Annotated in this window: 15 protein-coding genes; 1 reads left to right on the top strand and 14 read right to left on the bottom strand. The window is 69.7% G+C overall.

Annotated features, from left to right (window positions below; all coding sequences use genetic code 11):
* Positions 1–191: 191 nt before the first annotated feature.
* The 11 genes from VKN16_00805 to VKN16_00855 form a co-directional block, all read right to left on the bottom strand.
* Positions 192–674: a hypothetical protein gene (locus VKN16_00805; protein HME92737.1), complete on the bottom strand. Its 483-nt coding sequence runs from the start codon at positions 672–674 to the stop codon at positions 192–194.
* A gap of 137 nt (positions 675–811) precedes the next feature.
* Entirely contained in the window at positions 812–1,258 is a 447-nt protein-coding gene (locus tag VKN16_00810) for a carbon monoxide dehydrogenase subunit G (protein HME92738.1), read from the bottom strand.
* A 3-nt stretch (positions 1,259–1,261) separates the two neighbouring features.
* Positions 1,262–2,452 (bottom strand): pyridoxal phosphate-dependent aminotransferase, encoded by a 1,191-nt coding sequence (locus VKN16_00815; protein ID HME92739.1) that lies wholly within the window; start codon positions 2,450–2,452, stop codon positions 1,262–1,264.
* A gap of 19 nt (positions 2,453–2,471) precedes the next feature.
* Entirely contained in the window at positions 2,472–2,966 is a 495-nt protein-coding gene (coaD, locus tag VKN16_00820) for a pantetheine-phosphate adenylyltransferase (GenBank protein ID HME92740.1), read from the bottom strand.
* Positions 2,967–3,011: 45 nt separating this feature from the next.
* The gene (rsmD, locus tag VKN16_00825) at positions 3,012–3,566 is read right to left on the bottom strand and encodes a 16S rRNA (guanine(966)-N(2))-methyltransferase RsmD (GenBank protein HME92741.1); all 555 of its coding nucleotides are present in this window, start codon (positions 3,564–3,566) and stop codon (positions 3,012–3,014) included.
* The gene (locus VKN16_00830; protein ID HME92742.1) at positions 3,563–4,003 is read right to left on the bottom strand and encodes a hypothetical protein; all 441 of its coding nucleotides are present in this window, start codon (positions 4,001–4,003) and stop codon (positions 3,563–3,565) included. The genes rsmD and VKN16_00830 overlap by 4 nt, the downstream gene beginning before the upstream one ends.
* The gene (gene recG, locus VKN16_00835; GenBank protein ID HME92743.1) at positions 4,003–6,153 is read right to left on the bottom strand and encodes an ATP-dependent DNA helicase RecG; all 2,151 of its coding nucleotides are present in this window, start codon (positions 6,151–6,153) and stop codon (positions 4,003–4,005) included. The genes VKN16_00830 and recG overlap by 1 nt, the downstream gene beginning before the upstream one ends.
* 546 nt (positions 6,154–6,699) lie before the next feature.
* The gene (locus VKN16_00840) at positions 6,700–7,545 is read right to left on the bottom strand and encodes an alpha/beta hydrolase (GenBank protein HME92744.1); all 846 of its coding nucleotides are present in this window, start codon (positions 7,543–7,545) and stop codon (positions 6,700–6,702) included.
* An 86-nt stretch (positions 7,546–7,631) separates the two neighbouring features.
* On the bottom strand, positions 7,632–8,630 hold the full coding sequence (locus tag VKN16_00845; GenBank protein HME92745.1) for a 2-oxoglutarate and iron-dependent oxygenase domain-containing protein: 999 nt from the start codon (positions 8,628–8,630) through the stop codon (positions 7,632–7,634).
* Positions 8,627–9,385, bottom strand: coding sequence for a glucose 1-dehydrogenase (locus VKN16_00850; protein ID HME92746.1), 759 nt, complete (start codon positions 9,383–9,385; stop codon positions 8,627–8,629). The genes VKN16_00845 and VKN16_00850 overlap by 4 nt, the downstream gene beginning before the upstream one ends.
* Before the next feature lie 8 nt (positions 9,386–9,393).
* Positions 9,394–9,597, bottom strand: a complete 204-nt coding sequence (locus tag VKN16_00855; protein HME92747.1) for a hypothetical protein — start codon at positions 9,595–9,597, stop codon at positions 9,394–9,396.
* 490 nt (positions 9,598–10,087) lie between these two features.
* Between VKN16_00855 and rpmB the strand changes: the two genes are divergently transcribed.
* Positions 10,088–10,279: a 50S ribosomal protein L28 gene (gene rpmB, locus VKN16_00860; protein ID HME92748.1), complete on the top strand. Its 192-nt coding sequence runs from the start codon at positions 10,088–10,090 to the stop codon at positions 10,277–10,279.
* A gap of 297 nt (positions 10,280–10,576) precedes the next feature.
* On the opposite strand, the gene VKN16_00865 is transcribed toward rpmB, so the two are convergent.
* From VKN16_00865 to VKN16_00875, 3 genes are all read right to left on the bottom strand, one after another.
* The gene (locus tag VKN16_00865; protein HME92749.1) at positions 10,577–11,500 is read right to left on the bottom strand and encodes a type IV toxin-antitoxin system AbiEi family antitoxin; all 924 of its coding nucleotides are present in this window, start codon (positions 11,498–11,500) and stop codon (positions 10,577–10,579) included.
* A 276-nt stretch (positions 11,501–11,776) separates the two neighbouring features.
* Complete coding sequence (locus tag VKN16_00870) at positions 11,777–12,148, bottom strand: metallopeptidase family protein (protein HME92750.1); 372 nt, start codon at positions 12,146–12,148, stop codon at positions 11,777–11,779.
* 45 nt (positions 12,149–12,193) lie between these two features.
* Positions 12,194–14,347, bottom strand: a complete 2,154-nt coding sequence (locus VKN16_00875; GenBank protein ID HME92751.1) for a bifunctional (p)ppGpp synthetase/guanosine-3',5'-bis(diphosphate) 3'-pyrophosphohydrolase — start codon at positions 14,345–14,347, stop codon at positions 12,194–12,196.
* Positions 14,348–14,588 lie beyond the last annotated feature (241 nt).

Raw genomic sequence — 14,588 nt, forward strand, 5'->3', positions numbered from 1 at the left:
CCCCGCACTCCGTCTAGTCCGCTCGTTCCCGGTGACCGGTGGGGCGGGGCATGGGGTCGAACTGACCCGTTCCTGCCGCGCTCAGACGAAGCCTCCCACTGCCAGGATGGGAACTGCTACCCGCGCAGTCGAAGGCTAGCGCCTCGTGGTCAGGCGGCCCCGTGGCCCGCCCCGCGCCCGCTCCGCCGACTCTAGCGCGGAATGCTGGGGATGGAGAGCCGCTCGGTGACCGGCGTGCGCGCGGAGCCTTTGAGCCAGGAAATAGTCAGACGGCCGTCGGGGTCGAAGTGCAGTGCGGTGAGGGCGGACTCGAGGGGGCCGGGGGCCCAGTCGCGGTCGATGCGGGCGACCTCGCGGCCGGAGAAGATCTGGCGGACCGCGACCGAGCGGCCGTCGGCCTGGGCGAGGAGGAGCCGGTGCAGGTCCACGTCGAGGACCTGGGGGCGCGGCGGGGAGACGCGGCGGCGCCGGGCCTCGAAGAAGTAGGACACGCGGCAGCCGTCTCCGCACGCGAAGCGAATCTCCGCGAAGGTGGCGGCGCGCCAGATGACGTCCGGCTTCGGCAGCACCGGATGATCCGCGGGCGGCTCGAGCCACGTCGGGCGGTCGACATCGCCGTAGTAGTAGCCGACGCGGCAGTCGTGGTCGGTGCGACACTGCGCGATCAGACCCACGCTCGGAAACGCGGCGCGGTAGATGCAGCGGGAGGGCTGCTCGGGGCCGCCGCCCGCGCAGTCTCCGGCGATCGGCGTGGGAGCGGCGGCGAGCGACAGCAGGCCCGTCAGCAGGATCGCAGCGGGGGTGGCCAGCGCTACGTCTTGTGCGACGTGAGGAGCTCCGTCATCCGGTTGAAGAACTGATCGAGCATCATCTTGGTGACGCCGCCTAGCATGCGCTGGCCGACGCTCGCGATGAGGCCGCCCACCTGCACGTCGGCGTCGTAGCTCACGCGCGTGCCCCCGTCGACGTCGGAGAGCTGCATGGCCGCGTTGCCCCGCACGAAGCCGGGTCCGCCGCTGCCCTCGACCGCCATGCGGTAGCGATGCGGAGGCTCGAGCTCGCTCAGCTTGACCTTGCCCTCGAACGTGCCCTTGATGGCGGCGACCCCGACCTTCATGGTCGCCTTGTACTCGTTCTCTCCGATCGCCTCCAGCTTCTCGCAACCCGGCAGGGCCTTGGCGAGGGTGTCGGGATCGAGGAACGCGGCCCAGACCTGGTCGCGCGCAGCGGGAATGTCGGCGGAGCCTTCGATCTTCATGGCCTAGCCCTCGAGGGTGCGGACCGCGGCGTCCATCCGACGCAGACCCTCCGTGATGGTGTCGAGTCCCGTCGCGTACGAGAGGCGGATGTGGGCGTCCGAGCCGAAGTCCACGCCGGCCACCGTGGCGATGCGCGCCTCGTCTAGCAGGAACGCACACACGTCGGCGGAGCCGCGCAGCACCCCGCCCCGCGATCGCTTGCCGAAGAGGGCGGAGATGTTCGGAAAGGCGTAGAACGCGCCCTTCGGCATTACGCAGCGCACGCCCGGGATCGCGTTGAGCGCGTCCACGATGACCCGCCGGCGCCGGTCGAACTCGCCCACCATCTTGGCCACTTCGTCCTGGGGCCCGCCGAGGGCCTCGACGGCGGCCCACTGGGCCACCGAGGTGGGATTCGAGGTGACCTGGCTCTGCACGTCGGTCATCGCCTTGATGATCGGCTTGGGGCCGGCCGCGTAGCCGATGCGCCAGCCGGTCATCGCGTAGGCCTTCGAGCAGGTGTTCACCACGATGGTGCGGGCGGACACCTCGGGCGAGAGCGAGGCGATCGACACGTGACGGCCCTCGTAGGTCAGCGACTCGTAGCACTCGTCGGAGATGACCCAGAGATCGCGCTCCACCGCGAGCCTGGCCACCTCGGCGAGGCTCTGGGGGGAGAACACCGCGCCGGTCGGATTGCCCGGGCTGTCGAGCACGATCAGGCGGGTCCGCGGGGTCACCGCCCGGCGCAGCGCCTCGGGATCGAGGTCGAAGCCGCTGGACTCGTGCGTGATCACCGGAACCGGCACGCCGCCCAGCAACCGCACCTGCTCCGGATACGAGACCCAGTACGGGCTCGGGATCAGCACCTCGTCGCCGGGATTCACCAGGGCCATCACGATGTTGTAGAGCGTGTGCTTGGCCCCGCAGGAGACGGTCACCTCGTCGAGCGCATACTCCAGGCCGTTGTCGCGCTTGAGCTTCTGGCAGACCGCCGCGCGCAGCTCCGGGATGCCGCCGACCTCGGTGTACTTGGTCTGGCCCTTCTCGAGCGCCCGCACCGCGGCGTCCTTGATCCGCCGAGGCGTGTCGAAGTCGGGCTCCCCGGCTCCGAAGGAGATCACGTCGATGCCCTGCGCGCGCAGGGCCCGAGCCTTGGCCTGCATGGCGAGCGTGGGCGAGGGGGCGAGCGTCTTCATCCGGTCGGCGAGCATGGGACTCCTTGCCTGCGGTCTAGCGGTGAGTCGAAAATTTCTGGGCGAGCCGCTCCTCGACCGCCGGGGGCACCATGCCGGTGACCGGCGCGCCCAGCGAGGCCACCTCTTTGATGAGGCGCGAGGAGATGTAGGTGTACCGCTCGTGCGGCATCATGAACACGGTCTCCACGGTGTGGCGGAGCTTGCGGTTCATGAGGGCCATCTGGAACTCGTACTCGAAGTCGGACACCGCGCGCAGGCCGCGCACCACGCAGTCGGCGCCCTCGCGCTCGACCAGATCGATCAGGAGCCCGTCGAACGACGTGATGCGCATCCGGCCCATCCCGATGCCCGTCGTGCACTCGTCGATCAGCTCCAGACGCTCCTTCGCGCTGAACAGGGGCTCCTTGGAGGGATTGGCCACCACCGCGACGATCAGCTCGTCGAAGATGCGCAGGCTGCGCTCGATGAGGTCCAGGTGTCCGTTGTGCATCGGATCGAACATGCCCGGATAGACCGCTCGCTTGCCCACGCTGGCCTCCACGCCATCGCGAAATGTCCGAAAACGCTGCCAAGTTTACGCGGCGCTCCGGAAGAAAGTCAAGGTGGTCTCCCCGAAGCGGCGCGCCTTCCAGAGCGAGAGCGCGCCGATGGGGGCGATCGGCGGCGTCTTGGTGCCGTGCTGGAGCACGACCACCGCGCCGTCGAGCAGCGCCGACCCCGCCGCCACCGCCTCGAGCGCGGGCGTCGCGCGCGCCGAGTCGTACGGCGGGTCGAGGAAGACCACCGCGAAGCGCGCGCCCGCCGCGGCCAGGTCCGCGACCGCGCGCGCCGCGTCGCCGCGCACCACGCGGGCGCGCTCCCGGAGGCCCAGCCGCTCCACGTTGTCGCGCAGCGCGTGCAGTGCGGCGCCGTCCTGCTCGACGAACGTGGCCGACGGCGCCCCGCGGGAGAGCGCCTCGATGCCCACGCCGCCCGCGCCCGCGAACAGGTCGAGGAACGGGCCCGCGGCGAGGAACGGCATCAGCGTGTCCAGACAGGCGATGCGCACCTGATCGGCGGTCGGCCGGGTGGTGCGGCCCCGCGGGGTGACGAGCCGCCGCCCCTTGAGCTCGCCCGCGAGCACTCTCACGGCGTGGTCTCCGATGCACCGACCCGCCGGCCGTCGACCTTCCACTGGTCGCCCTCCCGCAGGATCGCGTACTCCACGCGGTCCGGGAGCCCGTCCCGCTCGGACGCGCGCGTGGCCTCGGTGACGAACACGACCCGCGACGGGCTTCGACGGATCTGCATCACGCGGAAGTCGACGTAGCGCGGCTCGCCCGCACCTCTCGCGTCGGCGTACTCGGCCGCGCCGGGCCGGCCTTGCCGCGCCCAGTCGGCCTGGACGCGCTTGGACAGCAGCGGCCAGCACGGCCCGAAGCGCCGGGTCCGCTCGCACTCCGTGTAGTGCTCGAGGATCTGCCGCGCCCGCGCCACCTCCACGCTGTTCTGCGCCGTGACGGCGGACGGCCCGCCCACCCCGAGCGCCAGCGCGCAGCCCAGACCCAGGAGCCCGCCGCGGACCATCAGCCGACTCCGGCCAGGTCGATCTTGCCGCGCCAGCGTTGCAGCAGCGCCCCCCGCAGCGCCCGGTGCTCGGGCGCGCGCAGCTGCGGATCCTCGCGGACGAGGGCCACCGCGTCGCGCCGGGCCGCTTCCAGCGCGGCCGCGTCGCGCAGCAGGTCGGCCACGCGAAACTCGGGCAGGCCGGACTGGCGGGTGCCGAAGAAGTCGCCGGGGCCTCGCAGCGCCAGATCGGCTTCCGAGATCTTGAACCCGTCGTTGGTGGCGGTCATCGCGGCGAGACGCTGGCGGGCCTCCTCCGACGCGGCCCCCGAGAGGAGGATGCAGTAGCTCCTCCACGGGCCGCGGCCCACGCGGCCGCGCAGCTGGTGGAGCTGCGAGAGGCCGAAGCGCTCCGCGTGCTCGACTAGCATGACCGACGCGTTGGGCACGTCGATGCCCACCTCGATCACGGTGGTGGAGACGAGCACGTGGATCGCGCCCGCCTTGAACTCGCGCATCACCCGATCCTTCTCCGCGAACGGCATGCGCCCGTGGAGGAGGCCAATGCTCAGATCGGGAAAGACCTCGCGCCGCAGGCGCTCGGCCATCTCGGTGGCCGCCCGCAGGTCGACCACCTCCGACTCCTCGACCAGGGGATAGACCACGTAGACCTGGCGGCCCTCACGCACCTGCTCGCGCAGGAACCGATAGATCTTCGCGCGGGCCGATTCCGGACGCGCCTTGGTGACCACCGACTTCCGGCCCGGCGGCAGCTGGTCGATCACCGAGACCTCCAGATCGCCGTAGAGGGTCAGGGCGAGGGTGCGGGGGATCGGGGTCGCGGTCATCACCAGTACGTCCGGGCTCTGCCCCTTGCGCATCAACGTCGCGCGCTGATTGACCCCGAAGCGATGCTGCTCGTCGACCACCGCCAGGCCGAGCCGGCGGAACTTCACCACCTCCTGCACCAGCGCGTGGGTGCCGACCACGCAGCCCAGCGCGCCCTCGGCCGCCGCGGTCAGCACGCTCTCGCGCGCCTTGCCCTTCACCGCGTTGGTGAGCATGGCCACCGGCACTCCGAGCGGCTCCAGCAGTGCGGTCAGCGTCATGACATGCTGCTCGGCCAGGATCTCGGTCGGCGCCATGAGCGCGGTTTGATATCCCGCCTCCACCGCGGTGAGGACCGCGAGCCCGGCGACGATGGTCTTGCCCGACCCCACATCGCCTTGCAGCAGCCGGTTCATCGGGAACGGCTCCGCCATGTCGGTCCGGATCTCGCGCCAGACCCGCTCCTGCGCGTCGGTCAGCGCAAATGGCAGCGAGGCCAGCAGCCGCCGGGCCAGCACGCCGGGGGGATTCATGGCGAGGCCCGGCTGGCGGCCCTGACGATGACGCCGGATCGACAGACCCAGCTGCAGCAGCAAGAACTCGTCGTAGACGAGCCGGCGCCGGGCCGCGACGAACTCATCGTCGGTCCTCGGGAAATGGCCGCCGCGGATGGCCGCCGGCAGCGGCTCGAGCCGGTGGCGCGCGCGCAGCGCCGGCGGGAGCGGATCCTCCAGACCGTCGACGTAGGCTTCCACCAGCCGCTTCATCAGCCGGCGCATCGGGCGGGCGGTGAGCCCCCGGGTCAGCCCGTAGACCGGGACGAGCCGGCCGGTGTGCAGATGCTCGTCGGCCGGGTCCGACGGCGTCTCACCCGCCTCGTCTTCGACGATCTCGTAGTCCTTCACGTGCATCTGGAGCGGCCCGGAGCGGAAGCGCTGCGCCCGCCCGTGCACGATGAGCCGCTGGCCGCGCTGGAAGATGCGCTCCAGGTACGCCTGCCCGAACCACACGCAGGGCACGAAATCGGTGCCGTCGCTCAGCAGCACGGACAGTGGCACGCGCGGCCGGCCGCGTGGCGGCGGGCTGATCGCCCGGATCGTCCCGGTGATCGTGGTCACGTCGTCGGGCTTCAGACCGCGGATGGGGGTGAGCTGGCTCCGGTCCTCGTGGCGGGCCGGCAGATAGTAGAGCGCGTCCTCGACGGTGTGCAGTCCCAGGTTGCCGAGCAGCTTGGCCCGCTGAGGCCCGATGCCCTTCACGAACTGCAGCGGGGTCGCGAGCGGATGCGGGACCGCCGCGCCTGCGCCGCGTCCCGGGGCGCCCGACGACTCAGTGGAGTGCAACGGATTGCCTCATGTCACCCCTCATGCTACAAGTGGCGGCCGTTTCCCAACCGCCTGGTTCCGGTACACGACGGTGGCGCTCTTCGACTGCGGGCTGCAGGGAGCGATGTGCCGCGGGACAACGTCCGGTATCTGGGCGTGGACCTCCGGCGGGCGGGCCATCCTCCTCAGCCACGGTCATCCGGACCATTATGGTGGCCTGCCGGCCGCGCTGGATCTGGGTCGGCGCGAAGCGCCGCCGGGCCGCCGGCGGTCGCTAGGATACCACCCCGGACGACGGCGCCCTGGTTATGCACGTGAAGGGACGAGAGCGACTTCCGTCTCTGCAACGCGCCGCCGCCGCGGATGCGCTCGACCATTCGCGACCTGCACGCCGCGTCGCCGCGCTGGGTGCATCCCCTCGCACTGCAGCGGGCTCGAGTTCGCGGCGGCGCTCGCGGGTGCCTTCCCGCGCGGCTGCGCGCTCGACTCGGTGGGCACCCGCGAGTCGCAGGGACCTTGACCGGGTCGCCCGAACCGATCAGGCTTCGCCGGTCGCCGTGCCGGCTATCGTACGTCGGCGGGGCTGTCGGCTAGCTGCTGCAGGACGCCGAACAGCTTGCCGTCCCTGCGGGCCAACTCCTCCAGGATCGAGAAGTGGTCGTGCTTCTCGACGGGCAGATAGCGGCCCGGCAGGCCTTTCTTCGTCCACGCCTCCGCGTACTCCTCGGACTGGCGGATCAGCTCGGGGAGCTCGGCCAGGCCGACCGTGACGACCAGCGGCGACGAGCGCGCGGGCAGATGCAGCATCGGGCTGTTGCGGCGGGCCTCGGCCTCGTCCATCCGGAGCTTGTCGTTGAGATAGTTGAGGCGGATGGGCTCCAGGTCGTAGAGGCCGCTGATCGCCAGGCCGCCGGCCACGCGTGCCTCGGTCATCGCCATGGCGGTCAGGTGGCCGCCGGCGGAGTGGCCGGAGACGAAGACGCGGGCCGGATCGCCGCCATGCTCCTTGGCGTGGTCGATGACCCAGGCGACCGAGGCGCGCACCTCGGCCACGATCGCGTCCATCCGCGCGGCCGGGGCCAGTGTGTACTCGACCAGCGCGAGATTGAACCCGGCCGGCAGGAGCGACTCGCCCAGGAAGGCGTAGGGCTCCTTGTCGTTCATCTGCCAGTAGCCGCCGTGGATGTAGAGGAGCGTGGGCGCGCCGGGGCGGCCGCAGGGGAAGACGTCGACGCGGTGGCGCGGGCCGGCGCCGTACTTCAGATCGAGGCGGCCGCCGCGCGCGGCGCGCACCGCGTCGCTGCGGGCGGTCCAGCCGGCGACGTGGCGGTCGCGGGCGGGCTGGCCGACGTGAGCGGTGTTGTTGTAGGCGGCGTCGAGTGCGGCGCGATCCATTCCCCGGTAGAGCATGCGGCGTCCTCCATTTCAGACCCCATACGCTCGGGCCGCCCCGGCGGAGCCGTGCCGGCCCTCGTCAAGCCAACGGGGGTCCTGGTCTAGGCGCGCGGGCGCGCGGCGGCGAAGCCGGTCTTGGCGTACTTGAGGTCGCGGTAGTCGCCGGAGCGCACGGGCGGATGCTTGGCCGCGCCCTGCGTCGGCAGGCACTCGATGAGGGCGTCGTAGTTGGGATGGTTGAAGAAGGCGATGGAGAGCCGCGGCCGCGACGGGCCGTCGAGCGGCGGATTGACCACGCGGTGCAGGTTCGAGAGCCACCGGTCGTTCGTCCAGCGCATGAGCAGGTCGCCGATGTTGACCACGAACTGGCTGGGCGAGGTCGCCACGTCGATCCAGCGGCCGTCGCGCGTGCGCACCTGCAGCCCGCCTGGCACGTCCTCGCCACTCAGGATCGTGAAGCCCCCGTAGTCGGTGTGGGCGCTGGCCCGCAGCTGGCCCGCCGCGGGCGGCGTCGCCTGGGCGGGGTAGTAGTTCAGCCGCATCGTCCCGATCGAGCGGTCCACCTTGTCGTCGAAATGGGTCTCCTCCACGTCGAGCGCCAGGGCGGCCAGCCGCATGAGGAACGTGATCAGCCGGGCCATCGCGCGGTAGTGCGCGGTGGCCGCCGACGCGAAGCCGGCCGGGCGCGCCGGCCAGACGTTCGGCACGAAGTGCTGCCGTCCCTCCTCGCTCGTGTAGTACGGGTCGTCACCCGCGTCCACCGGCCCGACGTGGAAGAATTCCTTGAGGTCGGGCGACGCCGCCGTGTCGTCGTTGGCCTGGGCGAGCGCCTCGCCGCCGACCGGGTGATAGCCGCGGTTGGTGCCGGGCACCGGGTGACGGATCGCCAGCTTCTCGGCCATCGGCAGCGCGAAGAACTCGTGGGCCACGCGACGCAGGTCGTCCACGGTGCGGTCGGGGACGCCGTGGCCGCTGATCGCGAAGAAGCCGATGTCGCGGCAGGCGGCGTCGATCGCGGCGGCCACGCGTGCCCGCTCGGCCCGCCCGCCGGTCCGGGCGGCGGTGAGGTCGACGACGGGGACCTCGGTCAGCGGGCTCATAGCGTGGAGAACACCGAGCCGCCGTCCACCACCAGGGTCTGGCCGCTCATGAAGGCGCTGTCGTCGGAGGCGAGGAACACCACTGTCCCCTCGACGTCGGCGGGGAACGCCTCCCGCTTGAGCGAGCGGGCCCGCATGATGGCGTCGAGCTGGAAGTCCGTGATGTCGGGATTGGCCTGCACGGTGTCGCTCAGGATCAGCCCTGGCGCTACCGCGTTGACGGTGATGCCGGCCGGCCCCAGCTCGCGGGCCAGGGCGCGGGTCATCGCCACCACCGCGCCCTTGGACGTGACGTAGTGGAGCAGCATCGCGGTGCCCTTGGCCACGATGGCCGAGGCGACGTTGACGATGCGGCCGCCGCCCTGCGCGCGCATGACGGGCACGACGGCGCGCGCGCAGTTCCAGATGCCCTTGACGTTGACCGCCATGACCCGGTCCCACTCCGCCTCGGGGATCGCGTCGAACGGCTGCGGCTTGAGCGCCGCGAAGACCGCGGCGTTGTTCACGAGCACGTCGACCCGCCCGAAGCGGGCGACGGCCGCCTCGACCATCGCCCGCACCGACGCGCTGTCGCTCACGTCGGCGGGCACGCCGAGCACGCGCTCGGCGGCGCCCAGCTTCTCGGCAGCCGCCACCGGATCGGCGACGTCGGCCACGATCACCTTCGCACCTTCGGCCAGGAAGCGGCGGGCGTACGCGAAGCCGATGCCGGCGGCCCCGCCAGTGACCACGGCGACCTTGTCGGCGAGTCGCATGACCGCGCTTACGGCTCGAGGATGACCCGGGTGGCCGCCGAGCCCGCCGTGTTCTTGCCCTGCCACTCCGGCATCTCGAAGGCCTTGTTGATCTCCGAGAGCGGGAACCTGTGCGAGACCACCTTGGCGAGCAGGTACTTCTCCCGCGTGCGGACGAAGAAGTCGAGCGGCTTGCCGGGCTGCATCAGGACGGCGGTCAATCGTCTGGGCACGAGCACGTCCTCCTCGGCTCATCGGAGCCGCATCAGACTATACTCGCAGGCGCCAGGAAGCGCAGCGGTTCACCAGGCCGGCCGGACCTTCACCTTCTCGCGCCGCGCCCGCCCTTTCGTCGCGCGGACCGACGGCCCCGACGGCAAGTCATCATGGCTACTGCCTGGCGCGATCGTGCCGGGGCCTTCTCGGCCGTGCGGCGCGCAACCTTCGACATCAGGTCGGCGGCAAGGTGAAGGTCGCATGCCCGAGAAGTACCGGGAGCGGGCGCCGCGCACCGTCAAGCTCGCGGACGGCCGCGATGCCCTCGTGCTCGAGGGCCAGCCGCCCTATCCGGCACCCTTCCTCGACCTCCGGGCCGGGCGAACCAACGCGACGTGGCTGCCGCTGCCAGCGGCCAGGTCATCCTGGGGCAGCTTGGATTCGGTGTCGGAGCATGCTATAAAAGGTGGCCTCAACCGGCAAACCACGGAAACCACGAGGACCCGCATGGCTCAGCGCTGTGATATCTGCGGTAAAGGTCCGGCCGTCGGCCACAAGATCAGCCACGCGCACAACGTGACGAAGCGCCGCTGGCTGGCCAATCTGGTGTCGCTGCGCGGGCTGGTGAAGGGCAAGGTGCAGCGGATGCGGGTGTGCACGCGCTGCCTGAAAGCCGGCAAGGTCGTCAAGGTCGTCTGAGAATCGGTAAAGCACGGCGAGGGGCGTCGCCGCCCCCCGCCGTTTCGTAGCCATACGCAAGATCAGTCCCGGTGGAGGGCCGCCACCCCCCACCGCACGACGAACAGCGTTACTTCTTCTTCTTCTTGGCCGCCTTCTTCTTCTTCGCCATTAGGTCGTCACCTCCTTTCCTGAGGATTGACAGCGTTCAACGCGCTACTTCCGCTTACCCTTCTTGGTGGCCTTCTTCTTGCCACCCTTCTTGACGGCCTTCTTGCGCTTCGGCATGTGGGGTCTCACCTCCCTCCCGTCGGGGACTCAGTAACCCATCGCTTCGCGCCGCAGATGCGCGGCCTGGTCCCGGCCCCGGCGCTCGTAGTGGTAGAGATCGGCGTAGAGCTGCGGCAGACAGACGACGGGCAGCCCGCCCTTCGCCATCGGCGAATAGAACACGCCCTGATCGTAGGGCGCGAGCAGGTACACGTTGCCCTCGCCCTCTCCGGGCCGCAGGCCGAGCGCGCGGGCCACCGGCTCCGGATCGCCCTCCAGGTAGCAGTGGATCGCCGGAAACCGCACGTTCGGCGCGACCAGCGCGGCACCCGAATGCAGGGTGAAGGCATAGCGGCGCCGGGCTTCGTGGGCGGCCCGCGCCAGCTCGCCGACCAGGCCCCGCGTGATGCGCTCCGGCGAGAAGTACGCCTGCACGTAGTTCAAGCGATACGAGTAGGCGTCCATCCAGGCGTCGAGCAGCTCGCCGGGACGGGCGAGCTGGATCCGCTGCTGGCCGTTGCGCTCCACCCACGACAGCTCCTCGAGCCGCTTCACCACGTTGTGGGCGTGTCCCAGGCTCACCTCGGCCGCCTTGGCCAGCTCCTCGAGGCGCCAGGCGTGCTGCGGGTCCACCAGGATGACCCGTACCACCCGCGTCGCCCGCGGCGCGAACAGCGACTTCAAGGGGCGCGTGGAGGGACGGAGGTTGGGCTTGCCTTCCTTCTCGATCAGGACCTGCTCGAAACCCAGGTAGCAGTTCCCCGACAGGTCGAGATAACCCAGGCCGCTGCGCTTGAGCAGGGCCGCGCTCTGCGGGCTGATGTAGGGCGACACCACGACCGGATACGCCTCGGGCAGCTCCCGTCTGATCTCCGAGAGGCGGGTCACGGCCTCCCGAATCTGACGGGGTTGACCGAGCGAACTGACACTAATTGCCAGGGCGTGCGTCTTGTCGCCCATCTTGAATTTCATCAGGAGATCAGCAGTTTGGCTGCCGACCTTCACGTTGGTCGCTTGTTCCCAACCGCTCGCTCGCGACAGCAGGTCACGGACCCGCTGGGCCGCCAGCGTCTTGATATCGTCTGCTTTCGCCATTCCTTCACTTTCAGTTTCACTTGTGCCGTCATTTTCAGCGTCTGCTGAAAACATATGAACAAATGAAAATACTGTCAAGCAAAAAACTTGGCGCGCACAGCTAGAACAGCGGGGCGGTGTTCGAGGCGGAGCGCGGCCGCCTACGGGGCGTGATCAGTCGCCATGCTCGATCCCATCCATCGTCTCGTCGTCCAGGCCGAAGTAGTGGCCGACCTCGTGGGCGACGACGTCGCGGATGAGATCCGCCATCTCGGCGCGATCGGCGCAGTCCTCTTCGATCGGCTTCTGGTAGATGTGGATGGTGTCGGGCAGCACGTTTCCATAGGCGGAATCGCGGCGGGTGATGTCGACTCCTCGATAGAGCCCGTAGAGCGTATCGGGCGGCTCGATGCCCATCTCGGCGAGGGTCTGATCGTCGGCCCAGTCCTCGACCACCACCGCGACGTTGGCGAGCTTGTCCCGGAAGGCGCGCGGCAGCTTGCGCAGCGCGGTGTCGACGAGGGCCTCGAACTCTCGGCGTGTCATTCCCGCAAGGCGGGCCCCGGAGGCGGGGCGATGGTCACCGCGGCTCTAGACGCCGCGGACCCGCTCGACGTTGGCGATGTCCTTGACTTCGCGGATGCCCTGCATGATGTCCTGGAGCTGACGGAGGTCGGCGACCTCGACCACGAAGTAGTTCAGTCCCTTGCGGTCCTCGGTCACCGTGATCTCGGCCTTGATGATGTTGCCCTGCCGGGAGGAGATCGCGCTCGTGATCTCGGCGAGCAGGCCGGGCCGATCGCGGCCGATGTAGACCGCGATGCGCACCGGCCGCTTGGTGGTCTCCCCCCCGTCCCACTCCACCGCCACCAGCCGCTCCCGGTCCAGCACGTTCTTGGCCACGGTCAGGCAATCCCGCGCGTGGACCGTCAGGCCCCGGCCCCGGGTGATGAAGCCCACGATGGAATCGCCGGGCACCGGCGCGCAGCACTTGGCGAACCGCACCAGCAGATCGTCGACCCCGCTGATCCGGACCGCCGGCCCCTCCCCCGCCCGGCGCGCGGTCTTGGCGGTCTTGGCCTCGGCGACCGCCTCGGTGTCGTGCACCGCCGCCGGCGCCAGCTTGCCCAGCACCTGCTGGAGCGACGTCTTGCCGTACCCGATGGAGGCGAGCAGATCGTCCGCCGAGGGGAATCCCAGCTCGCCGACCACCTTCTTCATCTCGTCGGAGGCGAGCAGCGTCGCGGGCGACAGGCGGTACTTCCTGGCCTCACGCTCGAACAGCTCCTGGCCCAAGGTCAGCGAGCGCGCCCGCTCCTCGATCTTCAGCCACTGGTTGATCTTGGCGCGCGCGCGGTTCGACTTGACGATCTTGAGCCAGTCGCGGGACGGATGCTGGGTGGGTGACGTGACGATCTCGAGGATGTCGCCCTGGCGCAGCGTGTAGCGCAGCGGCACCAGCTTGCCGTTGACCTTGGCGCCCACGCAGTGGTGGCCGACGTCGGTGTGGACGGCGTAGGCGAAGTCAACGGGGGTCGCCCCCTCCGGCAGGGCCTTCACGTCTCCGCGGGGGGTGAAGACGTAGACCTCGTCAGGGAACAGGTCGAGACGGACATTGTCGAGGAATTCCTTCGGATCGCTCGTCTCCTGCTGGGAGTCGAGCAGCTGGCGCAGCCACGTGAAGGCGTCGTCGAACTTGTCCCGATCGCTGCGCTTCTCCTTGTAGAGCCAGTGGGCCGCGATGCCCTCCTCGGCGATGCGGTGCATCTCGTAGGTGCGGATCTGGATCTCGACCGGGTCGCCCTTGGGGCCGATGACCGTCGTGTGCAGCGACTGGTACATGTTGACCTTGGGCATGGCGATGAAGTCCTTGAAGCGGCCGGGCACCGGCTTCCACAGCGAGTGCACGACGCCGAGGGCTCCATAGCAGTCGCGCACCGTGTTGGTGAGCACGCGCACCGCGGTAAGATCGTAGATCTCGTCGAACTCGCGCCCGCCTTCGTGCATCTTCTTCCAGATGGAGTAGAAGTGCTTGGGGCGGCCCGCGATCTTGGAGTCGATGCCCACCTCGCCCAGCTTGTCGTGCAGGAGCGCGATCAGGTTGTTGATCTCGGCCTCGCGCTCCAGCCGCCGCTTGGCCACGCGCCGCATCAGCTCCTGGTAGTCCTCGTGGTGCAGGACCCGCAGGGCGAGGTCCTCCAGCTCGGCCTTGACCTTGGCCATGCCGAGCCGGTGCGCCAGGGGCGCGTAGATGTCCAGCGTCTCCTGGGCGATCTTCCGGGCCTTGTCGGTCGGCAGGTACTGCAGCGTTCGCATGTTGTGCAGCCGGTCGGCCAGCTTGATCATCAGCACGCGAAGATCGCGCGCCATCGCCACGAGCATCTTGCGGAAGTTCTCGGCCTGACGCTCTTCCCGGGAGGAGAACGCGAGCTTGCCGATCTTGGTCACCCCGTCCACCAGGTCGGCGATCTCGCTCCCGAACTCGCGCTGCAGGTCACTCTTGGTGGCCTTGGTGTCCTCCAGGACGTCGTGCAGGAGGCCGGCGGTGACCGTGGTCACGTCCATCTTGAAGTTGACCAGCAGGCCGGCGACCTCCAGGGGGTGGGACAGGTAGGGCTCGCCGGAGGCGCGCTGCTGGCCTTCGTGGGAGCGCTCGGAGAACCGGTACGCCCGCTCCAGGAGACCCAGGTCAGCCGCGGGCTGATACTTGGGGATCTCCTCGATCAGGGTCTGCAGTTGAGTCAACCCGGTCCCTCCTTAGGTTGACCTTGAATTCTGCCACTAAAATCAGCCTGCTGCACGACTTTCCGTCACGTCCGGATTCAACAATCCCCTTACTGGGTCCAGGCTTCCGCCACTTTGCCAGCCCCGCTAGGACGTTGGTAGGGGTTCACCCCGGAGACCCCCGCATGAAGATCACGCTCCTCGCTGTGCTGGCCCTGGCCATGGTCGTGGCGCCCGCCTTCGGGTCCGGCGACCTCGTCTG

This window comes from Candidatus Methylomirabilota bacterium, from assembly GCA_035315345.1.
Classification (GTDB): Bacteria; Methylomirabilota; Methylomirabilia; order Rokubacteriales; family CSP1-6; genus CAMLFJ01.